Here is a 23672-nt window from a genome sequence, read left to right as displayed (position 1 = left end):
AACTTTGCGCCAACGGTCTTAGGCTTGCGCGCGAGTGCAATCAAGACAGAGCAGGAGTCGATCATGACCGATCATTGGTATGGCGAGGCGAGTGCGACCTTTGGCGACCGTTTGGCCGGTGCGCGCGAAACCGCGGGGCTCAGCCAAGAGGATCTTGCCAAAAAGCTGGGCGTGCGGTTTGAAACGCTTGCGGCGTGGGAAGATGACGTGGCCGAGCCGCGCGCCAATCGGCTGCAGATGCTGGCGGGGATGCTGAACGTGACGCTGATGTGGTTGCTCACGGGCGAGGGCGCAGGGCTTGACGGTCCGCCCGATCTGGTGGCAGAGCCGGGGGCGGATCGTGCCCTTGTGCGCGAGATCCGCGAAGTGCGCTCTGGCCTTGAAGAGCTGGATGCGCGGCTGGGCCGGTTGGAAAAGCGGCTTATGGCAGGAGAGAACGAATGAGCGAAACGGCAGAGTCACGGATCAAGCGGATGCGGATGCGCAGTTGGCGGCGGGGCACCAAAGAGATGGACATGATCCTCGGGCCGTTCTCGGACGCGCGGCTTGCGGGGCTCGATGCGCCCAGCCTTGATCTGTATGACCTCTTGCTTGAGGAGAACGATCAAGACCTCTACCCGTGGGTGTCGGGGGCGCAACCCGGCCCGGCGCAGTATCGGGATTTGCTGGCCGAGATCGGCGAATTTGCCCGCGCGCGCCACACTCCGCAGGAGTAGGAACGCGCGATTTCGTGCGAAAATCGCCCAAATAACAAGCGTTTGGGCTGCTTAACGGTATCTTTGCCATTTTCCGCCAGTTTTACATCTGTGGATGCGAACTCGCGGAGAATCGAATGACCGTGCAGAAATCGGTAAGTGATATGACGCCCGCGCCGGGAATGCCGGGGCTGATGGCGGGCTATCTGGACAGCCTCGCGCTGTTAGAGCGGCTTCATCGCCTGCTTCTGGATGTGATTAAGGATGAGTTTGAACGACTCAATATCCTTGAGATCAATCCGGTTCAGGCGCTTTTGCTATTCAATGTTGGAGAGAATGAGGTCACGGCGGGTGAGTTGAAGACACGCGGCTATTACCAAGGCTCCAACGTGTCTTATAACCTCAAAAAGCTGGTTGAAGCCGGCTATATGCACCACCAGCGCTGTGAGATTGATCGCCGCTCCGTGCGGGTACGCCTGACGCCCAAGGGCAATGATTTGCGCCAGAAGGTTGAGGCGCTGTTTGAACGCCATGCCAACGGTATGGATGTGCGCGGTGTGATCTCGTTCGAGGCGATGGAGGAGATGAATCACACGCTGCGCCGGATGGAACGCTATTGGTCTGATCAGATCCGCTATATTTACTGATCGCACGTGGCAGCGAAGCCTGCGTTGCACGCGGTAATGTGCCATGCGCTGGGGGTCCGTGCGCTGGGGGTCCGTGCGCTGGGCGATGCCGCGCTTAAGCGACCCGCAAATTTCCGTGGTGACGCGCCGTCTTGCTTGTGAGAGCGGGGCGGCGCGTGTTTGCTTTGTCCCAAATAATCCTGGGGAGGGGACTATGCGGAAATTTCTGCGTTGGACGTTGCGGATACTTGCTGTTTTGGTGATCGTCGTGGCGGGGCTGGCGATTTGGAAGCGTCAGGAAATCGCGCGGCTTTGGGCGGTCAATCACCTGTTCAATGCCGACCGGATCACGGCTAATTTTTCGAATATGCCGTCACTGTTTCGCTCGCGCGTGCTTGATCGCGGCGCGGGGCCGGTGGTGCCTTTGCCCAAGGGGGCGCAGATCACGCTGCCTACAGGCGCGCAGGATTGGATTGACCGGCGCTGGGTGACAGGGCTGGTGGTCTTGCATAACGGCCAGCAAGTGTTTGAGCACTATTACCGCGACACCAAGCCCGATGATGAACGCATTAGCTGGTCGGTGGCGAAATCCTTTCTCTCCGCCACCTTCGGTATTTTGCATGACAACGGCACGATCCCCGATCTGGACGCGCAGGTGACGCAATATGCGCCCGCGCTCAAAGGCTCGGCCTATGACGGGGCGAGCATTCGCGATGTGCTGACGATGTCCTCGGGGGTAGCTTTCAACGAGGACTACCTTGACTACAATTCCGACATCAATCGCATGGGCCGGGTGCTGGCGCTGGGCGGGTCGATGAATGATTTCGCCGCTGGGCTGAAGATGCGCGCGGCCAATCCCGGCGCGCGGATGCATTACGTCTCGATTGACACCCATGTGCTGGGCATGGTGATCGCGGGGGCGACGGGGGCTGATCCGGCGGTGGCGATGGACGATCTGATCATCAAGCCGCTGGGGCTGGAGGCGTCACCGGTGATGCTGACGGATGGTGAGGGCACATCCTTTGTGCTGGGCGGGCTGAACCTGCGCACCCGTGATTATGCGCGCTTTGGGCAGCTGTTCCTGCAAAATGGGCAATGGCAGGGCCGCCAGATCGTGCCCGCCGATTGGGTTAAGGCCTCGACCTCACTGCAAGCGCCGGGCGGGGCGGGCTATGGTTATCAATGGTGGGTGCCCACAGATACGGCCCAAAATGGCGGCGATTATTTCGCCCACGGGATTTACGGCCAATATATCTACATCAACCCCGCCCATAATGCCGTAATTGCGGTCAATTCCGCGGATCGCGGCTTCAAAGAGGCTGGTGTGGACGCGGAAAACCTTGCCATGCTGCGGCGCATCGCGGAAGCTTTGTGAAAGGGAGCGATGCGCGATGCAGATGTATGAGGCGGTGAATGTGCTGGGCGAGGCGTTGCAGCCTTGCTCCAAGCGCCCGATGACCGGGTTTTTCCGCGATGGCAGTTGTAACACCTGCTGGGAGGATTCGGGCTCTCACACGGTCTGCGCGCTGATGACGGCCGAATTTCTGGCTTGGTCGAAATATGTCGGCAATGACCTGAGCACGCCGCGCCCTGAATACGGGTTTGGCGGGCTCAAACCGGGAGATTGCTGGTGTTTATGTGCGGCGCGGTTTGCCGATGCGGCGCTTGAGGGCTGCGCGCCCAAGGTCATGCTTGCCTCGACCCATCGTGATGCGCTGCGCGAAGTGTCGCTGGCCGTCCTTAAGGAACATGCCGCGCAAAGCAAGTAGCGCCTCAGCCCACCGGCGCCCAGATCACGTCGTCGATTTTGGGCGCGCCGGTGGCCAGCATCACCAGCCGGTCAAACCCCAGCGCAATCCCTGAAGCCGGGGGCATCAGGTCAAGTGCGGCGAGGAAGTCTTCGTCCAGCGGATAACGCTCGCCGTAAAGCTGCTCTTTGAGGTCCATATCGGCGCTGAAACGGCGGCGTTGCTCGGATGCGTCGGTCAGCTCGCCAAAGCCGTTCGCCAGCTCGACCCCGCAAGCGTATAGCTCAAACCGCTCGGCAAGACGCGGATCGTCGGAGGTGGGACGGGCCAGTGCGGCTTCGGCCAGCGGGTAGCGATCGAGGATTGTCGCACGACCATGGCCCAGATGCGGCTCGACCTTGGCGACCAGCAGCTTTGAGACCATATCCGACCAGCTGTCGTCATCCGCCACGCCAAAGCCGGCGCTGTCACATTGCGCGCGCAGGGCCTCGGCATCGGTTGCCGCCCCGTCGCAGGTTGCCAGCAGATCGATTCCGGCAAAACGCGCAAACGCCTCGGCCACCGAGAGTCGCTCGGGCAAAGCGAACGGGTCGCAGTCAACGCCGTTATGGCGAAGCAGCGTGGCCCCCGCCGCCTGCGCCGCCAGTTGCAGGATCGTGGCGCAATCGCGCATCAGAACGGTGTAATCCTCGCCCGCGCGATACCATTCCAGCATGGTGAATTCGGGGCTGTGGCGCGGCCCGCGCTCGCGGTTGCGCCAGACATGGGCGAAGGTCGCGATCCGGGGCTCGCCCGCCGCGAGCAGCTTTTTCATCGCAAACTCGGGCGAGGTGTGCAGATACATAGTCTGCGGATGCCCGTCATTGCCGATGGCTTGGGTGGAGAAGGCGTGCAGATGCGCCTCGTTGCCGGGGCTGATTTGCAGCGCGCATGGGTCGACCTCAAGAAAGCCCTCATCGGCCAGCCAACCGCGGATCGCCGATTGAATGCGATTGCGCGCCAGCAGCGCGGCGCGGCGGTCGGCATGGCGGTCAGGATGCCAGAAGGGGCGGGGCATAGCGTGGCTTTCAGGCTGGAAATCCGGGTTCAAATGGTTTAGGCGCTCAGCAATCTGGGCGCCAGAGCCTGTTTTTTGCGAATTCACAAGGGATATCCCATGGTCAAAGTCATCGCGTCTTCGGTCCGCAAGGGCAATGTGCTTGAAATCGACGACAAGCTGTATGTCGTGATCACGGCCCAAAACATCCATCCCGGCAAGGGCACGCCAGTGACGCAGGTCGACATGCGCCGCATTTCCGATGGCACCAAAGTGTCGGAACGCTGGCGCACCACCGAGCAGGTTGAGCGCGCTCATGTCGAGGATGACGAATATGATTTCCTCTATGAGGATGGCGAGGGCTATCACTTCATGGACCCCAACACCTATGAGCAGATTGCGGTCCAAGAGGACGTGATTGGCGATTCCAAGGTGTTCTTGCGCGATGGTCTCCGGGTTTATCTCAAGACGTTCCAAGGGGCTGCGATTGCAATCGAACTGCCCCAGAAAGTGACCGTTGAGGTTGAGGAAACCGAGCCGGTCGTCAAGGGGCAGACCGCGTCATCAAGCTATAAGCCTTCGACCTGCACCGGTGGTATCCGCGTCATGGTGCCCCCCCATATCGGCGCGGGCACGCGCATCGTAATCAACACCGACGACAGCACCTATGTAGAGCGCGCCAAGGATTGATTCTGTCGCCATGGATGCACGCAAAAGGCGCCTCTCGGGGCGCCTTTTCTATGCGCTCACGCCGGGGCGCGGGCGGGTTTGACGGGCCAGAGTTCCAGCACACCGGCCGCCAGAACCAGCGTGCCGCCCGCGAGTTCAAGGGTCGAAAGCGTTTCATGGGCAAGGGCCGCAGCCGAGGCGGCCCCCACCACCACCTCGGTCATCATCAAGATGCCCACGCGCGCGGGATCAATGCGCACCGTGGCCCACATCAAGGCCGCGAGCGATAGCCCCCACCACAGCGCTCCGGTGAAAAGCGCAAGGGCGAGAGACGCAAGCAGCGCGCGTGGCTCAAACGTGCTGGGTATGGGCTGCAAGATCGGCGCGAGCACCGCGCAGGCGAGGACCGCGCCAAGCGCAAAAACAAAGGCGGCAGGCCCCGGTTGCAGCGTGGATTTCGCGCGCATGCCGGTGGTTGAGATCGACCACAAAAAGCCCCCGAGCAGCGACATCCATTCGCCCAAGTTTCGCGGCAACGGCAACCCGCCCCCCGCACCCAGCATTAGCGCAAGCCCGCCAATCCCAACGATCATCGCCACGATGCGCAGCCGCGGGGTTGGCCAGCCCATGATGAAGCGCGCGATCAGCGTGCTCCAGACCGGGGTGAGGCACCATAAAAGGATGATCAGTGCGACCCGGCCATAAAGAAACCCGATTGAATATAGCGCGAAGGCCGCGCCGCCCAAGGCAATGGAAAACAGCCCAAATTTGGAACTGCGCGCGATGGTGTGGCGGCGCGCATAGGCGATGGGCGCCAGCACGATCAGCGCGCCCAGCGTGATCACCAAACTACCCCAGGCACCTGCGAAACCGTGATCGGCCAAAGCGCGCACGGGCAGCCAATAGAGGCCCCAGATTACGCCGGTCGCAAGGGTGATCGCGCTGGCGATCAGGGTGATGCGGGCTTCGTTCATGCGTAAGACATCAGGGCAGTTTGGTGATCCACGCCCGCAGGGATGCCAGCGATTGGGGCTCGTCGAGGAACGGGATATGGGCGCGGTCGGGCACCGATGTGTAGATCATGTCGGGGCGACGTGCGCGCATTTCCTGCGCCGTGGCCTCGCTCAGCAGATCGGAATTCGCACCGTGGATCAGCGCCAGCGGCAGGCCTTCGGTTGCGTCAAACAGCGGCCAAACCTCGGCCACGCCACCTTTGAAGGCCGCCAGAAATGCCTCGCGCAGGGCGGGATCGTAGTTGATTTTCAGCCCCGCCTCGGTTTCGGTGTAGTGGTGCTGGCTTTCGCTTAGCCAGCGGCCCTCGGGCACATTGGCAAAGCCCGTCATCGCGGCGGGCAGTTTTGCAGCCATCTCGGCATGGGTTTTGGCCGCCGGATTGCGTCCGATATAGTCGAAAATCTTGTTCAGCCCGTCCGTGTTCAGCGCCGGGCCCACATCGTTGAGCGCGAGCCCGATCAGCCGATCTTTCGCCGTAGCCGCCAGATACATCCCGATAAGCCCGCCACGCGAGGTGCCCAAGATCGCGGCCTTGTCCAGCCCAAGATGGTCCAGAAGTTGCAGCGCATCCGCCCCTTCGCGTGGCACGTTATAGCTATCTTGTCCGGTCCACGCGCTGTGCCCGCGCCCGCGATAATCCATGCGAATCAAACGGATGCCGTCGAGATGCGGCGCCACATAGTCGAAATCCTGCACCGTGCGCGTCAGCCCCGACAAGGCCAGAACCGGCACGCCCGCGCCCTCATCGAGATAGGCTAGTTTCGCCCCGTCATCGGCGGTGAAGAACTTCATGGCGGTCTCCTCTGGATTGCTGCGGCTGCTCGGATCATACTGCGTTCAAAGGAGAGCGCCATGCCCGAAACACTCGAAAAATTGCACGAAAAACTGAACGCGATCGAAGAGGAAATCGAGGCAGAATGGGCGACGCGCCGCGCTGCGATGGCCTATCGGCTGGAACATAATCGCGTGGTGTTCGAGCAAAGCGCGCGTGAGGCGCAGCGGCGCGCTCGAGTGAATCTGTGGATCTTCCTTAAGCGCACGCGCCCGATGGTGGTGCTGACATCTCCGGTGATCTATTCGCTGATCATCCCCTTCATTGTACTGGATATTTTCATCACGATCTATCAGGCGATCTGTTTCCCGATCTATCGCATCGCCAAGGTCAAACGCGCCGATCACATTGCGATCGACCGCCAGCATCTGGCCTATCTGAACGCGTTGCAAAAGCTGAACTGTGTTTATTGCGGCTATGGCAACGGGCTGCTGAGCTATGTGAGTGAGGTGGCCGCGCGCACTGAGCAATTCTGGTGCCCGATCAAGCATGCGCGTCGGTTGCACGGTCAACATGCGCGCTATCTCGATTTTGTCGATTACGGCGACCCGGAGGCGTTCAATGCGCAGACTGTGCGGCTACGCAATGCGCTGCGCCAGATGAAAGACGACCGCTAGGCGTCAAAGCTTGTCGGGCACGGCGCGCAGATCGCTCAGGATGGCGGCGGGTTTATAGGGTAGCCGTTCAACCGGCGCGCCCGCACGATTGACCCACAGCACGCGAAAGCCCGCCTTGGCCGCGCCCGCCGCATCCCAGCCGTTGGAGGACACAAACACGGTCTGTTCAGGGGCGACGCCCATCTGTTTGGCCACCAGCGCGTAGACCGCGCTTGCGGGTTTGTATTGGCCAAGATCGTGGATCGAGATCACCTCATCAAGCAGATGCCCAATCCCGGCCGCCTGCACCGCAGATTCCAGCATATCTGGCGCGCCATTGGACAAGATCGCGCGCCCGACACCGCGATGGTGCAGCGCGTCCAGCATCTCGGGGACTTCGGGGAAGGCGGGCAATGCGCGATAGAGCGCCATCAACCGGTCTGCCAGATCGGGGTCATTCAGCCCCTGTGCCTCCATCGCCCAATCCAGCCCGTCGCGGGTGAGTTGCCAGAAATCGACATATTCGCCCATGATCTCGCGCAGCCAGCTATATTCCAACTGCTTGCGCCGCCAATCAGCGGCCAGTCGCGGCCAGATCGCGTGCAGGCGCGGCTCTTCAATCGCCAGATCGCGCGCGGCGGCGTCGACGTCAAAAAGCGTGCCGTAAGCATCGAAAACACAAAGCTGAATGGACATGGATGGTCCTCCCTTGCGTAGCAGTCTAGCGCGCCGAACCGAGGCGCGCCTAGAGGTTATCGGCGGCGGGCATGCCCATGACGTGATAGCCGCTATCGACCGAGATGATCTCGCCACTGGTGCACGCGCCGTAATCTGAGCACAGATAGACGGCGGTGCCCCCGATGGCCTCAAGCGTGGCGTTGTGGCGCAAGGGTGCGTTGGCTTCGGTATGGCGGAAGGTCTTGCGCGCCCCGCCAATCGCGGCGCCGGCCAGTGTTTTCATCGGACCGGGCGAGATCGCGTTCACGCGAATGCCGTCAGGCCCCAGATCGGCGGCGAGATAGCGCACGGCTGATTCCAGCGCTGCCTTGGCCACGCCCATCACGTTGTAGAATGGCGTCACGCGCTGCGAGCCCATATAGGTCAGCGTGATCATCGAGCCGCCGTCATTCATCAATTCGCTGGCCCGCTTGGCCACGTCGATGAAGCTATAACAGGAAATCGTGAGCGAGTTCTTAAAGTTGTCGCGCGAGGTGTCGATGATACGGCCCGCCAGCTCGGTCTTGTCGGAGAATGCGATGGCGTGGATCACGAAATCAAGGCTGCCCCATTCGTCCTTGAGCCGCGCAAAAGCCGCATCCATCGAGGCGTCGTCATTCACATCGACATCGACGAGCAGACTGGCCCCGACGCTGGCGGCAAGCGGTTCGACCCGCTTGCCAAACGCCTCGCCCTGATAGGAAAACGCCAGTTCCGCGCCCTCATCGGCCAGCGCCTTGGCGATGCCCCACGCAATCGAGCGCTCATTGGCGACGCCCATCACGAGGCCGCGCTTGCCCTTCATCAGATCTGCCATGTCCGTCCTCGCCGAGATTTTTAGATTTAGTCTTTGTATTTGCTCATCAAAAGCGAGGCATTCGTGCCACCAAAGCCGAAGCTGTTGGACAGCACCGAATCATGGCTCACATTCTCGACCAGCTTGGTGGCGATTTCGCCTTCGCGAATGCCGGGGTCCAGCTGGGTGACGTTGATCGAAGGCGCGATGAAATCGTTCTGCATCATCAGCAGCGAATAGATCGCCTCATTCGCGCCCGCCGCGCCAAGCGCATGCCCGGTCATCGACTTGGTCGAGCTGATCGGCGCGTGATCGTCGCCAAGCGCGCGGCGCACGGCCTCAACCTCGACGACATCGCCGACCATGGTCGAGGTGCCATGGGCGTTGATATAGGTGATCTTGCGTCCCTCGGGCAGGGTGGAGGCCGCGAGTTTCATCGCCCGCTCACCACCCACGCCGGACGGGGCAACCATGTCATAGCCATCCGAGGTCGCGCCATAACCGGTGATCTCGGCATAGATTTTCGCGCCGCGTGCCTTGGCGTGCTCAAGCTCTTCAAGCACCAGCATCCCGCCGCCGCCGCCAATCACGAACCCGTCGCGGGTCGCATCGAAGGCGCGCGCAGCGGTGGTGGGCGCGTCATTATACTTGGATGACATCGCGCCCATCGCGTCGAACAGGCAGGACAGCGTCCAGTCGACCTCTTCGCCGCCACCGGCAAAGATCATGTCCTGCTTGCCCATCTGGATCAGCTCGCAGGCGTTGCCGATGCAATGCGCCGAGGTCGAGCAGGCCGAGGTGATCGAGTAGTTCACGCCCTTGATCTGGAACGGCGTGGCGAGGCAGGCCGAGACGGTCGAGGACATGCATTTGGTGACCGCGAACGGGCCGATGCGCTTGGGGCTGCCCTTTTCCTGAACGATCTGGTGTGCGGCAAAGAAACTCGAGGTGGACGGTCCGCCCGAGCCTGCGATCAGGCCGGTGCGCTCGTTGGAGATATCCGATTGCTCAAGACCAGCATCGGCAATCGCCTGCGCCATCGCGATATAGGCATAGGCGGCCGTCGGCCCCATAAAGCGCAACTGGCGCTTGTCGATATTGGCGGCCAGATCGATATCGGGCACGCCCGCGACCTGACTGCGAAAGCCCAGCTCGGCATATTCGGGCTGGAAGGTGATGCCCGATTTTCCGGCCTTGAGGCTGGCGGTGACTTCTTCGGCTGAGTTGCCGATGGGCGAGACGATGCCCAGCCCGGTAATGACGACACGGCGCATGCGGCCCTCCATTTTTTCTCTCTAGCGCTCAGGTTTCCGAGAGCGCGACTTTCATATCCTTGACCTGATAGATCACGTCTCCATCGGCCTCAACAATGCCATCGGCCACGCCCATTGTCAGGCGGCGCGTCTGGATCGCTTTGGTAAAATCAACTTTATAGGTCAGCATCTTGCGATCGGGGCGCACCATGCCGGTCAGTTTGACCTCGCCCACACCCAGCGCATAACCGCGACCCTGCCAGCCGCGCCAGCCAAGGTTGAACCCGGTCAGCTGCCATAGACCATCAAGGCCCAGACAGCCCGGCATGATCGGATTGCCGGGGAAGTGGCAGTCAAAGAACCACAAATCGGGGGTGATATCGAACTCGGCAACCACATGGCCTTTGCCGTGCAAACCGCCATCACCCGAGATTTCGGTGATGCGATCCATCATCAGCATTGGCGGTGCAGGAAGCTGCGCATTGCCGGGGCCAAATAGCTCGCCGCGGGCGCATTTGAGTAGATCTTCTTTCCCGAAGCTTGTCGGAAACCCTGCCATCGGTGCTCCTTCCCGGTTCTGCCGTGCGTTTTCAATCCTCTATCATTGCCGCCCTGATCGGCGCAAGGGCAAGGCCACCACGGGGGATCCATTGAAATATTACTAGCGAAGGGGCATATTGGGGCAGAGGAGAGGTCTAATGCCCGCAAGAATAACAGTAATGCAAGAGCGTGGACGGGCGTGGCTGGCCGAAGGAGGCTTGCGCCCGACGCGCCAACGTCTGGCATTGGCTGCCCTTTTGGTGGGCGATGGTGAAAACCGTCATGTCACCGCCGAAAGCCTGTTTGCTGCAGCTCAGGACGCGGGCGAACGGGTCTCGCTGGCCACGATTTACAACACCTTGCGCGCTTTTTGTGAGGCCGGGCTGATGCATGAGATCACGGTTGATGGCTCGCGCAGCTATTTCGACACGCGCATGGACGATCACCCGCATTTCTTCTGGGAAGACGAGAACCGGATTTCGGACGCCCCCGCAGAAGAGTTGGAACTGATCCGCGTGCCCAAAGCCCCCGCAGGGGCACAGGTGACGCGTGTGGATGTGGTGATCCGGGTGCGGCGCACTCAAGGCAGCCCCACCTAAGGCAGGATCGCCAGCCAGCCCCAAATCGTCAGGATCGACAGCGCCGTGGCGATCAGCACCGCCGAGGCAGCAACGCGTCGCCCAACCCCATAGATATTGGCAAACAGATAGGCATTCACGCCCGGTGCCATCGCGCCCGTCAGCGTGGCCGAGCGCAGCGCGTTTGTATCCACATGAAAGGCGAAATGCGCCAGCGAATACGTGATCGCGGGATGCACCAGCAGGGACAGACCGGTGACCATTGCGATGGCGCGGGTGTCGCCTTCAGGGCGGTAGCGATACAAAACGCCGCCCAGCCCGAACAGCGCTGCCGGAAGCGCGGCTTGCGCCATCATATTCATCGCCTCGCGCAGCGGATGGGGCAGGGGATAGCCCGTCAGCGTGGTCGCGATCTTGATTGCAAAGCCGGTCAGGATGCCAATCACCAGCGGCGTGCGCATCACCCCCACCAGCGCGTTCATCCCAACCCGGCCCAGACCCGCGCCGGTGCCGTGATTGCGCACGCCCTCCATCGTGAGGATGCCAATGGTATACAGCAGCGGCGCATGGATCGAGATGATCGCGAAATTGCCCGACAGCGCATCGGCGCCATAGGCGCGCTCGGTGATCGGCACGCCCAGTAGCAGCGAGTTGGAAAACAGGCAGGCAAAGCCAATGGCGACGCTTTCCGGCCCGGTGCGCCCCATCGCCCGCGCCCCTGCGATCCCGATGGCGAAGGCCACAAGCGCCCCGGCATAAAACGCACTCATCATGCCCCAGTTATAGCTTTGCCCGAGATCAAGATTGGCAATCGAGCGCGCCAGCAAGACCGGCACCGCGAAATTCTGCGCAAAGCGCATCAGCCCATCGACGGCACCTTCGGAAAACAGCCCCCGCCACGCGACCACATAGCCAAAACCAAGCACCAGAAAGACCGGCAGGATAACGTCGATGAGAACGCTCATGCGGGGCTCGCAGGGGCGGCAAACTCCAACACCATCCCGTCATAAGCCGGGCGCACATGATCGGGCGTTTCGTTCGCCACCGTGTCATGATCCAGTTCGATATGCATATTGGTCAGCACCGCACTTGCGGGCTGAGCGCGTTCGATCCATTCCAGCGCGCGCGCCAGATGGGCATGGGTCGGATGGGGCGTGCGGCGCAGCGCATCGAGCACCCAGCAATCGAGGTCCTCAAGATGCGCCCAAACCGGATCAGGAATCGCCGAGACATCGGGCAGATAAGCGAGCGGGCCAATGCGAAAGCCAAGCGCGTCGATATTGCCATGTTCGACCCGCAGGGGCTGAAAGCGGATCGCGCCGCCCGCGCCAGTGACCTCGAAGGCCTTGTCATGGCGGATCGCATGCAGATCGCAAATCGGTTGGTAATTGCTGTCAGCGGGCTGCACGAACGCATAGGCAAAGCGGTTCAGCAGCGCCTCTTGCGTGTCGCTATCGGCCCAGACGGGCAGGCGTTTGCGCATGTTGAACACGATCTGGCGCAGATCGTCGAGGCCATGGACATGATCGGCGTGGTTATGGGTGTAGACCACCGCGTCGAGCGTGCCGACACCGGCATCGAGCAGTTGCGCGCGCATGTCGGGCGTGGTGTCGATCAGCACCTGCGTGCGGCCCTGCGGCGTGATGCGCTCCACCAGCATCGAGCAACGGCGGCGGTAGTTCTTTGGGTTGTTCGGGTCGCATTCGCCCCAGTGGTTGCCGATCCGGGGCACGCCGCCCGACGAGCCGCAGCCCAGAATGGTGAAACGCAGGTGGCTCATGGCGCGAGACTCCCACGCTCGCCATGTTGGGCGGCTTTCGCAAACAGCCGATCGAAATTGGCCTGCGTGGCGGCGGCGAAGTCCTCGAGAGAAATTCCGAACACATCGGCCCCGACCTTGGCGGTCAGTGCGGAATAGGCAGGCTCGTTGCGCCGCCCGCGATGGGGCGGCGGGGCAAGATAGGGGCTGTCGGTTTCCACGAGGATGCGATCAAGCGGCGCGGCGGCGAAAATATCGCGCACCTCCTGGCTGCGCGGGAAGGTCGCGATGCCTGACATCGACAGGTAGAACCCCAGATCAATCGCCGCCTGCGCCAGACGCGGACCCGAGGAAAAGCAATGCATGACACAGGGATAGGGCTTGGCGCGCATCCCCTCGGTCAGGATCGCTTCCATATCTTCATCAGCATCGCGCGCATGGATAATCAGCGGCAAGCCGGTTTCCTGCGCCGCCGCGATATGGATGCGCAGCGAGACCTTTTGCGCCTCGGCACTCTCGGCGGTGTAATGGTAATCCAGCCCGGTTTCGCCAATCCCGACGAATTTCGGATGCTGGGCCAGCGCGACCAGTTCTTCGACCGATGTCATCGGCTCTTCGGCCACGCTCATCGGATGGGTGCCCGCGGCGTAGAACACACCTTTATGGGTTTCAGCAATCGCGCGCACCGAAGGCTCGTTTTTCAGCTTGGTGCAGATCGTGACCATCCGCGTCACCCCGGCGGCATTGGCGCGCGTGACGACCTGATCCAATTCGCCCGCGAAATCGGGGAAATCAAGGTGGCAATGGCTGTCCGTGATCTCAGTGGGGGCGGTGATCTCGGGGGGGAGGGTCAAAACAAGGCTCCTTTCGCGCGGCTCACGCGGCAGCGGCGGTGATCTCTAGCACGATATCCATCACCAAGGCGGCAGGGTCAAGGTTGACCGCCCGGCCATGACGCGCGCGCACACCCAGCGTTTGATGCAGTCGCGCCCATTTCATTGCCGCCTGTTCATCGGGAGACAGCCGGGTCAGCAACTCCGCCTCGCCAGGCGCGGCCTGTGGCATGGGCGCGCCCGCAACCCCGGTGCGCGCCACGCGGGCCAGAAATAATTCGACAAGGCCCAGCGTCAGATCAAGGCGCGCCTCGTTGGTTTTGCCTGCGCAACCCTCGGCCAGCGCAATCGCGCCAAGACGATCCAGCTGGGGCAGGGTGGCCATCAGCTTGATCAGATTGGCATAGCGCGTCATGCCCTCAAGATTGATCAGCCGGATCGCCGCCCCGACCGAGCCCCCCGACAGCGCCGCCAGCGCATGGTGGTCCAACTCGGGCGGCTCGCCCTCGTCTTCGGCGGCGGCGAGGGCGGCTTCCATCTGTTCGGGCGACAGCGTGCCGAGGCGCAATTCGCGACAGCGCGAGCGGATCGTAGGCAACAGTCGCGCGGGTTGATGCGCGATCAGCAGGAAGGTCACGCGCGGGGGCGGTTCCTCAAGCAGTTTGAGCAATGCATTGGCGGCTTGAATGTTGAGCTCATCGGCGGCATCCACGATCACCACGCGCCGCCCGCCCTCGGTCGCGGACAGGTGCAAGAACGATTTCAGCTTGCGCACCTGATCGACGCGAATGTCTTGCGACAGCGCGGTTTCCTTTTCATTGGGGCCGCGTTTGAGCGTGAAAATACCGGGCTCCGAGCCAGCCGTGATGCGCGCAAGCGCCGGGTGATCGGGATCGGCATCAAGGCTGTGGGGCAGGTCGGGTTCGCCAAACAGGCCCGGCCCGCTGTCATCGGGGCGCGTCAGCAGGAATCGCGCGATGCGCCAAGCGAGCGTGGCCTTGCCAACGCCGCGCGGACCGGTCAGCAGCCAGCCGTGATGCAGCCGCCCCATGTTGAAGGCGTCGAGGAAATCTTCTTCGGCCCGGGTTTGACCCACCAACACGCGGGTTTCGCGCGGGTGGCGCGCTCCGGGCGCGAGGGTTGGGTCGGGGAGGTCGGCTGCGCTCATGCCCGCCACTCTAGAGCTTGGCGAGGGCGGTTTCCAGCACGTCTTGCGCGATTATTTCAGATGCGCGCGCGCCGTCGATCACGGCGAAACGGGGCGCGAATTCGCGCGCGAGATCCAGAAATCCGGCGCGCATTTTTTGCTGCAAGCCAAGGCCGAAATCCTCGAACCGCTCTTCGCTGCCCTGCCGCCCTTTGGCGCGCGCGAGGCCAGTGGCGGGGTCGATGTCGATCAGGATCGTCAGGTCAGGTTCGCGGGCGATCATCAGCGCGTGCAACTGATCCACCAACGCGCGCAGATCGCCGCGCGAGAGGCCCTGATACATCCGCGTGCTATCGGCGAAGCGATCACAAATCACCACCTTGCCCGCCGCAAGCGCAGGTTCGATCACGCGTTCCAGATGATCGCGGCGCGCGGCGGTGAACAGCAGGATTTCGGTATGCGCCGACCAGCGATCAGGGTCGCCCTCCAGCACGAGACGACGGATTTCCTCGGCACCGGGAGAGCCGCCCGGTTCACGCGTCAGCACCACGTCATGCCCGCGCGTGCGCAGGGACTCGGCCAGCATCCGCGCTTGCGTCGACTTGCCCGACCCGTCGATCCCCTCGAAACTGATGAACATACCCTAGCTGTTGACCTTTTGCATCGCGGCGGTGAAGGCCTTGCCGCCAAGACGCGCAATAGCGGCCTTGACACGCACCATGAAGCCGCCGCGTTTGACGTCGTTTTCCGCCACCAGCGCCACTTCGCGCGGGGCATCCAGACCGGGCACCGTGATGACCAGCTTGCCCAGCTTTTGACCCTTCTTGATGGGCGCGGACACAGGGCCGTCAAACACCGCCTCGGCCTTGACCTTATCTTGCGCATTGGCCGGGATCAGCAGCGAGAGGTCGCTTTCCGGGGCCAGCCCGACGCTGCTTTGCGCGCCCAGCCAGACCGAGGCCTGCGCGAGCTGCGTGCCGGCCTTGGCGACGTCTTTCATCACGAATTGGCGAAAGGCCCAATTCGCGACCGCTTCACCCTCTTGAGCGCGCGCAGCTTCTGAATCAAGGCCCGACAGGATGAACAGAATCCGACGATTTCCCATCACCGCAGAGCCCACCAAGCCATAGCCCGATTCCTGCGTATGGCCGGTTTTCATGCCATCGGCCTTCCAGTCAGCGGCCTTGATTTCCAACAGAGGATTGCGGTTTTGCGCATTGGCGGGGGCGCGATCCTTGTAGTTGAAATGGGTCTCGCTGAAGAAGTGATAATATTGCGGGAAATGGGTGATGATGCGATCGGCAACGATACCCAGATCATGCATCGACATGCGCTGACCGGGGTCGGGCCACCCGCTGGCATTGGCAAACATCGAGTTCTTCATGCCCAGTTCATGAGCGCGTTCGGTCATCAGCTTGGCAAAGGCTGGCTCTGATCCGGCCAGCCCCTCGGCGATGGTCACGCAGGCATCATTGCCCGAATTGATGATGATCCCCTGAATGAGGTCTTTCACCGCGGGCCGGTCGGTGGTGTTGAGAAACATCGTCGAGCCGCCCATCGACTGCGCATGGGCCGAGACCGGAAAGGTTGTGTCCATCGTGATGCGGCCATCTTCGAGCGCCTCAAACAGCAGATCGAGCGTCATCAGTTTCGACATCGACGCCGGGGGCAGCGGGATATCGGCGTTTTTGTCCAGCAGCACCGTTTTCGTCGTCACATCATAGACCCAGGCCGCGCGCGCCTTGGTGTCAAAGGCAAAGGCGGGCAGGGCGATCAGCGCCCCCAGCAGCGTGGCAAATATCAGTCGGGTAAGTTTCATATCGATCCTAGTTCGAGACGGGGTAGGCATCGGGATAGCCGAGCCCGTGAATGGTTGTCTTCAGCGCGTTGAGATCGGATTTGGAGGGCGCAGGCCCTGCGATCACACGCCAGAAGGTTTTGTTTTGGCTTTGCTCTTTCTTGATTGTCGCGATCACACCGGCCTTGCCCATTTGGGTTTGGGCGCGCTTGGCATTGGCCTCGACCGAGAAGATACCGATCTGGATATACATCTTGCCTGCGGGTGCTTTGACCATGGATTTAGCAGGCGTCTGCGGTTCCGCAACGGGCGGTGCGGGGGCGGGTGCAGGGGTCGGGGCTTCGCCGATCGCGGGTTTGGCCGGAGCTTTTGCGGTGGCTTTGTCCGTTGCCTGAGCCTTGGCGATCGCGCCTGCCGCCGTACTGGTCACCGTATCGAGCGATTTTTGTTCAACTTTTTCGGGCGCGGCGATCACGGGCTTGTCGACCAATGGCGTGGTTTCATCCGCAACCGGAGCCGTCTCGCGGCGCAGCGCCACGACAGACAATTCCGTCGGTGCGCCCGCAAGCATGCCAAGCGCGTCGGCCGCATCCGAACTGACCTGCAGCTTCGGTCCCGGATTGTCGATTTCACGCCGGAACAGCGCGCCGATCACGAATTTGCCATTGCTCGGGTTGCGAATGATCACGCGCTCGGGGTCTTTGACCTTGGGATGCGCAACCCAGACACCGCCCAATGACGGACGACCGTCCCACAACCCTTGCTCATCAACGGAAAACACCTGCGGCGCTTCGACATCGCGCTCGACCAGTTTGGTCGCCTTGGAAGGGGTCGCAGCCGCGTCGGCACTGCTGTCATCTGCAGGTTTTTTCTTTAGGAAATCAAAGGGTTTTGCGCCATCCTGACAGCCCGAAAGCGCCAGCCCCGCCCCAAAAATCAGCGCCACTGCCGATGCGCGCATGCGCAAACCGTTTTCCTGCATCTGCTGCCGTTTCATCCTTCGCCCCTTGCTTCGCGCGGTTGTCCCGCTTCTATCTGCCCCGTCAGCGATCCTGTCCTGTACAGCCTGAAACGGCCTGCGCAGCCAGCGCCTTCGCGCGTGATCCTAGCGCGTTGCCCGGCTCATGAAAAGCTGCGCTGCACAAGGCGGGCGGAAATTGGCGCGAAAGGCTTTCAGAATCGCGTGAACCGGGCTAATGCGAGCGCGGATGGAAGTGTGGCCGAGTGGTTTAAGGCTCTAGTCTTGAAAACTAGCGTGCGGGGAACCGTACCGTGGGTTCGAATCCCACCGCTTCCGCCATTTACCTTTGAAAACATTGACTTATTTTCAATTATCTTGGTGCTACCCGCCAACCTACCCACCAAAGGAAAAACGCTAGGGATTCGCCGTGTTCGAGCGGTCGGCCCGGTGCAGATCCACTCTAGGGGGGGGGGCATTTCAGCCTTTGGCAGCATCTAGCGGGACACCGACACCCCCGGCTTGTGTGCGCATCCACGCTTGAGGAAAACGCGTGTTGTCAGCGTGGCATCGCCTTCAAACTATCCCGAGACAATTTCACAAGCGCCATCAGGTTGCGCCTGTCCTGTTCCATAGCGTGCGAACGCCCCCCATGCAGCCAAGAGCCATTGCCGGGGCCAGCGGGTGCGCCACCACCTGCGCCATGCATCCGGCAAACCGTCCAGCCGCGCCGCGCAGGGGCTTTGCAGCGGTTGCCAGTTGTCTTGGCCTTGGCATGGCATCGGGGCGCACTGTGAGCCTTGTGCATGGGGTTGGCGTTACTTTTCATTGCGGCCCCCTCCTGAGCTAAAAATGGGCTGACATTTGAAGGTTCCTGCCCGAGCCTGTGGCTGTGACAGGGCGCTAGCAAGTGTTTCACATGCAGCAGCATTGTCGGCGTATCCGAATATGACTGCGACAGGTGCGACTTGTGTTTCTTGTTTGACTAGTAAGTAGGCATGGTTGTCACCCATCCAATCGCCCCAATTGAGCTTTCGCGCTGCATCAATCATAATCTGTAAATTATGATCTGCGTCAGCATGAAGCGCCCCAGAAGTTAGCGTTATTGCTAAGATGGTCGCGCAAAAACCAATTCTAGTTTTCATAATTTCTCCCTTCCGTGTGATACCGCACCGACAATAGCCTGCCCGCCTTGGTTCACTGTCACATGCTCTACCGTAACTTTTTGTTGCCCGCCTGTGCGATAGCGTTTGAGCGCGTCCATCTGCGTGGTGTAGGTGCGCGCCAGCTTATTAAGCGCCCGTTCGGCAGCGTCTTGCTGCGGAATCGTCTCAACATGGTTCAACCGCCTTGCCATCATCATGGTGGCCTGATGAATCGCGCCCATCTGCACCGCAAGCATGGCCTCTAATTCATCACGTGGCTGCACAGCGCGTGCGACCGACAAAAGGAAGTTGCTTGCGCGTTCGTCAATCTGGCGACCCTGTGCACCGACATATGCTACCTGCCCTTGAATCCCAGCCATGAAATCTGGATCACATGTGCCAAGGTCTGCCATCATTAGGATATGGGCCAAGTCTGGATCGGCATGGGTGAAGTTGATTTGCAGCACGCCATCCACTGTCTTGAGCTTCATTGGCGGCCCATCTGCCCTAGCGGCCTGCTTTAGAGCCACGGCATCAATGCGGGCCTGTTGCGCGTCCGTGATTGGCGCGGGCATTTTTTGCTTTTGAGGTTTGGCTGTCATGGCGTTTCTCGTCGCCTCCGTTGAATTTGTAGGTCTGAAATCGTGCGTCATAAGTAATACTAGCCCTTCCCCCCTGTTTTCCCCGGCAACACATCACGGCGCACGTTTGGCATCGGCTGCACATTCATGGCCCCACCGACTGCGGGTTGTGGCCTGCTTAGGACAAAGGTTTGCGGTTTTGATCCGGCCCGATGCTTGCCCACCAGCCGCAATAGCCCAGCACCTTCCAGAGCACGGCGTGCTGCGCGCAGCCTTGGTTTGGACAGGTTCAACAGGCCAGCCGCTCGCATTGCGTCAAAGTCCAAAGGAAAGCGTTTGCCAGGAGTATGGCCGTGCTGATCTTCTAACAGCACCAGTAACGCGATGGCGTCCGCACCGTTGGAAAGGCTGCGTAGGGAATCCAAGGCCAGCCGTTGCACCGCAAAGGCGCTGTCGCGGCCCCGATAAATGCGGTTTTCCAAGCGGCACTTCCAAGCCCATCCAGCAATATCGTGCAACTCGCTATCGGGCATGGTCGCGGGATCAACGCACCAATCATCGCGGATACCCACCAGATTGGCTTGCAGTTCTTTGACGCTGTCCACCAGCTCCACCATCCGCATAGCCTCTTTCACAAGTTCAACATGACGATGCCCTGTCAGGATCTGTGCGCACATCGGGCTTGCTGCGATGCGAAGGGCTGGCAGGGCGTCTTTCCCTAGCAGGCCCTTCACAGGCTCATAGAAACCGCCATCAGGGCGCAAAGACTGCGGCCCCACCACATAGCTGCGCGCGCCCGTCTTGATGTCTACTGGCAAGCCCTCGCCGCGCAAGTTTGGCACGGCCCCGGCAGCGCGATAATATAGATGCCGCCCGCGTGGGGTTTTGATGTGGACAGGGCTTTGACCAAAGCGCGCTTCCATCTGCGCGACAAGGGCGCTGTCGTCACTGTCGCAGTCGATCACGGCCAAGCCATCCAGCCGCACACCATAGGCTTGTGAGCCTGTGCGGTGCATCGGTGCCAAGATCCGTGCCAAGGTTAGGCCGGGGCCTGCCCATGCCTTCAACAGTGGTGCTTTGCCATGCGCACCGCCCAAGGGCAGCAAGGGGAAGCCCGCCCCTTTCAGGCGAGCGACCTCATTGCGGATCTCATCGGGCAAACTCGAAACCCGAAGGGCTGTCATTGCTTCCCCTCCCCATAGGCAAGGGCTGCAATGGACTTTGCCACCGACCGGGAAACACCAAGTTCACGACAAAGGCGGGAAATGCGAAGGGCCATCATGCGCGGCCCTCCACCCGTTCAATCGTCACGGTGCTTTTCAGGCGATAGACACCATGCTCACCGGGGAAGGCTCCAAAGTGCGGTTGCATTTCGGTATCTATGGCAACGCCTTTGCGGCGCAGGCTCATCACATAATGCGAGACGCGCGGTGCGGGATTGTGCAGTGGCGTGATGCCAACGTCACCAGCTTTCACCAATTCCATCAGCGTCCACGCCAAGCGGCCCTTTAGCTGCAAAGTGATGGGCATTTCGCCCGTTTCGATTTTCGCTTTGATTTTCATCTGTTCTGTTTCCTTCGTTGAAAACAAAACGGGACGGGGGTATTCTGCGTCTGTGAAAACGATGCTGAATAGAGCCGCTGCCCGTTTAATGGGTGGCGGTTTTTATTCATGCAGCGTTTGTTTTGGCAGCTTCCCAGTTTTCTAATTCTGCCAAGTTCCACCGGGTGCAACCCGGCGAAAGGGTTACAGGCTTAGGAAAGCGCGGATCGGTCTTTGCCCAGCGCCACGGCGTCGAGCGGTGGACGCCATAGCGGGCGGCAAGTTGAAGGTCGGAGAGGTAGGTTTGTGGCATTTGTTGCGATCCAATCGGTTAGCGTTGCGATTGGGTGCAATAATTGGCACTACGTTAGGTCTAAAAAAGATAGGCATTTTGGGCAAAACTAGTATTAACTGATATGCCTACCCCTTTTGCCCAATTTTATTTCTTCCTGCCTACCGCCCTTCTAATTGTGTCCAAATGCGGCAGTTTATTAAAATGCCCCTCAAGTGCTCTCTGCAAGTTCTTAGCAGAAACGTCTTGAATCCCTTTAGGAAAGTGTAGCGCAATGAGTGCTCTTATCTCGTCCTGCTTTCCCCTATGTCGAAAGTCATTATTTCGGGTTTCTTCCTCCGATGGCTTGGTCAGCCTGTCCGCAAAAAGTGCGATTAACTCTTGTGACGAGGCTGGGAAAGTTGCCTTGTCAAAACACACTCTCCAACCGACAAAGGGCGCTACATTCCTTCTCACGTAGGTTAGACGCGGAAAGATTATCGGGAAAGCTGATCTTTTAAAGAGATTTCTAACATCGTACATTACCATTTTAAGAAAGCTCGGACAGCGGACCTCACCATTCACTGACAAGCTCACCCAAGGAGACGGCGCACTAAATTGCGCGAGAATAAAAGACCGGATTTCTTCGAAGTCGCTATCTTTGGGATAGATTTGCCAAGGATCGGCTTTGTCGGGCCAAGGTATTTCAGAAAAGAAAAGTCCCGTTACCTTAAGACGTTCGCCTCTCGGAGAACATATTGTTTTTTCGACTATATCGCTCCCTAAACACTGTATCTTGAGCCAATCGGTAGTCGCTAAAGCGCGAATAGACGGATCTTCAGAGATTTTATGTCGTGCCCAATTGTCTTTTCGTTGCTCGGCAAAGTAATCGTCATAAGGAAATAGCTTTTGGCCAGCTTCATAGCAAATGGCCTCGAAGTCGGAGTAGCTCAAATAACCTTCTGGACACCACATCAGCCAATCCTCACCACATTAGCCCCAGCCCGCGCTCTGCCAGCCAAGTAATCCGCCCAAGCATCCATCATCGCGCGCCGTTTCTCGACCATATCGCCGCGCCGATACGCAGCCTCGACAGCGTTTCCGACTTTATGCGCCAAGGCAACCTCTGCCATATCGCCGGGGAAATGCGTGCGCTCTGCCACCCAATCGCGAAAGGTCGAGCGCAGGCCGTGCGGCACGGCTGGGCGCTTGCTGGCCCGGTCCACATAGCCCACGCCATCCTCTGCCAGCTTGGCCGCGTGCAGGCGCTTCATAGCGGCGCTCAGGGCCATGTCTGACAATTCCCCGCCCCGAGCCGCCGGAAACACCAGCGGGCTATCCTTGAGCCGTGGCAGCGCACGCAACAGCGCCACCACATCGCCCGACAACGGCACGCGGTGTTCGCGGTCCATTTTCATGCGGCTGGCCGGGATGGTCCACAAAGCCGCCTCTAGGTCGATTTCATCCCAACGCGCCCCGCGCACCTCTTGCGAGCGTGAGGCGGTCAGCGCTGCAAATTCCAGCGCCTTGTTGCTAAAGCCCTCACGCTTGCGCAGATCCGCCAGCCAAAGCGGTGCATCATCAATTTGCAAGGCGGGTTGATTGGCGCTGCCCTTGAGCTTGGCAGGCGCGGGCAACAGTTCCTTGAGGTTGCCAGCCCAGCGCGCAGGGTTATCCCCCCGGCGATGGCCTGCGACCGTGGCCCAAGACAGCACGGATTCAATGCGACCGCGCAGGCGCGATGCGGTTTCGGTCTTGCTGTGCCAAATCGGTTCAAGGACGCGCAGCACATCTTGCACGGTAATATCCTGCACCAGCATTTTGCCCAACTCTGGCACGGCGTAGGTTTCCAGCGTGCTACGCCATTGCGCGCGGTGTTTGTCATTCTTGAAGGCGTCGAGCTTGGCGCTCAGGTAATGGTCCACCGCCTCGCCAAAGAGCATCCCGCGCCGTTGATCGGCCACTAGCGCCGCTCTGACAGCCTTGCGCTGGGCCACAGGGTCAATTCCTGCCAACACCTGCGCCTTGGCCTCTCTGGCGCGCTCACGCGCTTGGCTTAGGGTAATATCAGGGTATCCACCCAGCCCGATTTCGCGCCGCTTGCTGGCAATCGTCGTGCGCAACAGCCAAGACCGCCCCGCGCTGGGCGTAATCTGTAAATACAGACCCGATACACCACCCACCGGAATACAGACATTGCGACCAACGCCGGGATGGCGCAAATTCTTCACTTCCAGCGCAGAGAGTTCTTTCGCGATTTTCGGCATGGGAACCTAACTATCCTACCCAGCATCCTACCCACCAAAGAGAATGTGATTGGGCGCGACAGATTGCAATAGCTTGCGAAAGGATTTTGAATAAATCTTGTTATTTTATTGGGTTATGGCGATTGGTCGCGACAGCACGCGAAAGGGCCTAGGCGGCCACCGCTTCCGCCACTATCCTCCATATGCCAGATTTTTCCCGATAAATATCGGCTGTGATGATGTGACCTCCCCCCCGGTTCTGCGGCAAAGCTGGTAGCGCAAAGCCAATGAA

29 protein-coding genes and 1 tRNA gene are annotated in these 23672 nt (G+C 60.5%); 9 read left to right on the top strand and 21 right to left on the bottom strand.

Going from position 1 to position 23672, the window contains the following annotated elements:
- Positions 1-63: 63 nt before the first annotated feature.
- From AB4874_RS12845 to AB4874_RS12825, 5 genes are all read left to right on the top strand, one after another.
- On the top strand, positions 64-444 hold the full coding sequence (locus tag AB4874_RS12845; protein ID WP_295532756.1) for a helix-turn-helix domain-containing protein: 381 nt from the start codon (positions 64-66) through the stop codon (positions 442-444).
- A complete protein-coding gene (locus tag AB4874_RS12840; protein WP_295532755.1) occupies positions 441-716 on the top strand; it encodes an FAD assembly factor SdhE in 276 nt (91 codons plus the stop codon). Before AB4874_RS12845 ends, AB4874_RS12840 begins: the two co-directional genes overlap by 4 nt.
- Before the next feature lie 116 nt (positions 717-832).
- The gene (locus tag AB4874_RS12835) at positions 833-1342 is read left to right on the top strand and encodes a MarR family winged helix-turn-helix transcriptional regulator (RefSeq protein WP_438273478.1); all 510 of its coding nucleotides are present in this window, start codon (positions 833-835) and stop codon (positions 1340-1342) included.
- A 193-nt stretch (positions 1343-1535) separates the two neighbouring features.
- Positions 1536-2696, top strand: coding sequence for a serine hydrolase domain-containing protein (locus AB4874_RS12830; RefSeq protein WP_368392274.1), 1161 nt, complete (start codon positions 1536-1538; stop codon positions 2694-2696).
- Between the two features lie 16 nt (positions 2697-2712).
- Positions 2713-3090 carry a DUF2237 family protein gene (locus AB4874_RS12825; RefSeq protein ID WP_368392273.1) on the top strand — a complete coding sequence of 126 codons (378 nt, stop codon included), beginning with the start codon at positions 2713-2715 and terminating at the stop codon, positions 3088-3090.
- A gap of 4 nt (positions 3091-3094) precedes the next feature.
- Here the strand turns inward: AB4874_RS12825 and epmA are convergent, their stop codons facing one another.
- Positions 3095-4126 (bottom strand): EF-P lysine aminoacylase EpmA, encoded by a 1032-nt coding sequence (epmA, locus tag AB4874_RS12820; protein WP_368392272.1) that lies wholly within the window; start codon positions 4124-4126, stop codon positions 3095-3097.
- Between the two features lie 99 nt (positions 4127-4225).
- On the opposite strand from epmA, the gene efp reads away from it, so the two are divergent.
- On the top strand, positions 4226-4795 hold the full coding sequence (gene efp / locus AB4874_RS12815) for an elongation factor P (RefSeq protein WP_295532751.1): 570 nt from the start codon (positions 4226-4228) through the stop codon (positions 4793-4795).
- Positions 4796-4851: 56 nt separating this feature from the next.
- On the opposite strand, the gene AB4874_RS12810 is transcribed toward efp, so the two are convergent.
- Both AB4874_RS12810 and AB4874_RS12805 read right to left on the bottom strand, forming a co-directional pair.
- A complete protein-coding gene (locus AB4874_RS12810) occupies positions 4852-5748 on the bottom strand; it encodes a DMT family transporter (protein ID WP_368392271.1) in 897 nt (298 codons plus the stop codon).
- 10 nt (positions 5749-5758) lie between these two features.
- Positions 5759-6580 (bottom strand): alpha/beta fold hydrolase, encoded by an 822-nt coding sequence (locus AB4874_RS12805; RefSeq protein WP_368392270.1) that lies wholly within the window; start codon positions 6578-6580, stop codon positions 5759-5761.
- 60 nt (positions 6581-6640) lie between these two features.
- On the opposite strand from AB4874_RS12805, the gene AB4874_RS12800 reads away from it, so the two are divergent.
- Positions 6641-7237 (top strand): hypothetical protein, encoded by a 597-nt coding sequence (locus tag AB4874_RS12800; RefSeq protein WP_295532748.1) that lies wholly within the window; start codon positions 6641-6643, stop codon positions 7235-7237.
- A gap of 3 nt (positions 7238-7240) precedes the next feature.
- On the opposite strand, the gene AB4874_RS12795 is transcribed toward AB4874_RS12800, so the two are convergent.
- From AB4874_RS12795 to fabA, 4 genes are read right to left on the bottom strand one after another with little or no spacing between them, the layout of a single operon-like run.
- Complete coding sequence (locus tag AB4874_RS12795; protein WP_368392269.1) at positions 7241-7912, bottom strand: haloacid dehalogenase type II; 672 nt, start codon at positions 7910-7912, stop codon at positions 7241-7243.
- A 49-nt stretch (positions 7913-7961) separates the two neighbouring features.
- The gene (locus AB4874_RS12790; protein ID WP_295532746.1) at positions 7962-8750 is read right to left on the bottom strand and encodes an enoyl-ACP reductase FabI; all 789 of its coding nucleotides are present in this window, start codon (positions 8748-8750) and stop codon (positions 7962-7964) included.
- Positions 8751-8776: 26 nt separating this feature from the next.
- The gene (gene fabB, locus AB4874_RS12785) at positions 8777-10003 is read right to left on the bottom strand and encodes a beta-ketoacyl-ACP synthase I (RefSeq protein ID WP_295532745.1); all 1227 of its coding nucleotides are present in this window, start codon (positions 10001-10003) and stop codon (positions 8777-8779) included.
- A 28-nt stretch (positions 10004-10031) separates the two neighbouring features.
- A complete protein-coding gene (gene fabA, locus AB4874_RS12780) occupies positions 10032-10541 on the bottom strand; it encodes a bifunctional 3-hydroxydecanoyl-ACP dehydratase/trans-2-decenoyl-ACP isomerase (RefSeq protein WP_295532744.1) in 510 nt (169 codons plus the stop codon).
- Between the two features lie 139 nt (positions 10542-10680).
- On the opposite strand from fabA, the gene irrA reads away from it, so the two are divergent.
- Positions 10681-11121, top strand: a complete 441-nt coding sequence (gene irrA / locus AB4874_RS12775) for an iron response transcriptional regulator IrrA (RefSeq protein WP_368392268.1) — start codon at positions 10681-10683, stop codon at positions 11119-11121.
- Here irrA and AB4874_RS12770 read toward each other — a convergent pair.
- Genes AB4874_RS12770 through AB4874_RS12740 form a run of 7 tightly spaced genes read right to left on the bottom strand, consistent with a single transcriptional unit; the run spans position 11118 to position 17634 of the window.
- Positions 11118-12065 carry an AEC family transporter gene (locus AB4874_RS12770; protein WP_368392267.1) on the bottom strand — a complete coding sequence of 316 codons (948 nt, stop codon included), beginning with the start codon at positions 12063-12065 and terminating at the stop codon, positions 11118-11120. The two genes, irrA and AB4874_RS12770, sit on opposite strands and share 4 nt — an antisense overlap.
- The gene (locus AB4874_RS12765) at positions 12062-12880 is read right to left on the bottom strand and encodes an MBL fold metallo-hydrolase (protein WP_368392266.1); all 819 of its coding nucleotides are present in this window, start codon (positions 12878-12880) and stop codon (positions 12062-12064) included. The genes AB4874_RS12770 and AB4874_RS12765 overlap by 4 nt, the downstream gene beginning before the upstream one ends.
- Entirely contained in the window at positions 12877-13695 is an 819-nt protein-coding gene (locus AB4874_RS12760; protein WP_368392325.1) for a TatD family hydrolase, read from the bottom strand. Before AB4874_RS12760 ends, AB4874_RS12765 begins: the two co-directional genes overlap by 4 nt.
- A 40-nt stretch (positions 13696-13735) precedes the next feature.
- Positions 13736-14860 (bottom strand): DNA polymerase III subunit delta', encoded by a 1125-nt coding sequence (locus tag AB4874_RS12755; protein WP_368392265.1) that lies wholly within the window; start codon positions 14858-14860, stop codon positions 13736-13738.
- A 10-nt stretch (positions 14861-14870) separates the two neighbouring features.
- Positions 14871-15479, bottom strand: coding sequence for a dTMP kinase (gene tmk / locus AB4874_RS12750; protein ID WP_368392264.1), 609 nt, complete (start codon positions 15477-15479; stop codon positions 14871-14873).
- Positions 15480-15482: 3 nt separating this feature from the next.
- Positions 15483-16658, bottom strand: coding sequence for a D-alanyl-D-alanine carboxypeptidase family protein (locus AB4874_RS12745; RefSeq protein WP_295532738.1), 1176 nt, complete (start codon positions 16656-16658; stop codon positions 15483-15485).
- 7 nt (positions 16659-16665) lie between these two features.
- Entirely contained in the window at positions 16666-17634 is a 969-nt protein-coding gene (locus AB4874_RS12740) for an SPOR domain-containing protein (protein ID WP_368392263.1), read from the bottom strand.
- Between the two features lie 213 nt (positions 17635-17847).
- Here AB4874_RS12740 and AB4874_RS12735 point away from each other — a divergent pair.
- Positions 17848-17937, top strand: a tRNA-Ser gene (locus tag AB4874_RS12735).
- 476 nt (positions 17938-18413) lie between these two features.
- Here AB4874_RS12735 and AB4874_RS12730 read toward each other — a convergent pair.
- The 7 genes from AB4874_RS12730 to AB4874_RS12700 all read right to left on the bottom strand — a co-directional run bounded on the left by AB4874_RS12730 (position 18414) and on the right by AB4874_RS12700 (position 23401).
- Complete coding sequence (locus AB4874_RS12730; RefSeq protein ID WP_368392262.1) at positions 18414-18740, bottom strand: hypothetical protein; 327 nt, start codon at positions 18738-18740, stop codon at positions 18414-18416.
- Positions 18737-19393, bottom strand: a complete 657-nt coding sequence (locus AB4874_RS12725) for a hypothetical protein (RefSeq protein ID WP_368392261.1) — start codon at positions 19391-19393, stop codon at positions 18737-18739. The genes AB4874_RS12730 and AB4874_RS12725 overlap by 4 nt, the downstream gene beginning before the upstream one ends.
- 8 nt (positions 19394-19401) lie before the next feature.
- Positions 19402-20505 (bottom strand): bifunctional DNA primase/polymerase, encoded by a 1104-nt coding sequence (locus tag AB4874_RS12720; protein ID WP_368392260.1) that lies wholly within the window; start codon positions 20503-20505, stop codon positions 19402-19404.
- 94 nt (positions 20506-20599) lie between these two features.
- A complete protein-coding gene (locus AB4874_RS12715; protein ID WP_368392259.1) occupies positions 20600-20884 on the bottom strand; it encodes a winged helix domain-containing protein in 285 nt (94 codons plus the stop codon).
- Positions 20885-20990: 106 nt separating this feature from the next.
- Positions 20991-21176 (bottom strand): helix-turn-helix transcriptional regulator, encoded by a 186-nt coding sequence (locus AB4874_RS12710; protein ID WP_368392258.1) that lies wholly within the window; start codon positions 21174-21176, stop codon positions 20991-20993.
- 126 nt (positions 21177-21302) lie between these two features.
- Positions 21303-22109, bottom strand: coding sequence for a hypothetical protein (locus AB4874_RS12705; protein WP_368392257.1), 807 nt, complete (start codon positions 22107-22109; stop codon positions 21303-21305).
- Positions 22109-23401 carry a tyrosine-type recombinase/integrase gene (locus AB4874_RS12700; protein ID WP_368392256.1) on the bottom strand — a complete coding sequence of 431 codons (1293 nt, stop codon included), beginning with the start codon at positions 23399-23401 and terminating at the stop codon, positions 22109-22111. The genes AB4874_RS12705 and AB4874_RS12700 overlap by 1 nt, the downstream gene beginning before the upstream one ends.
- Positions 23402-23672 lie beyond the last annotated feature (271 nt).

It is taken from the genome of Thioclava arctica, assembly GCF_040892615.1.
GTDB lineage: Bacteria > Pseudomonadota > Alphaproteobacteria > Rhodobacterales > Rhodobacteraceae > Thioclava > Thioclava arctica.
This window is presented reverse-complemented; position numbering and strand designations above follow the sequence as displayed.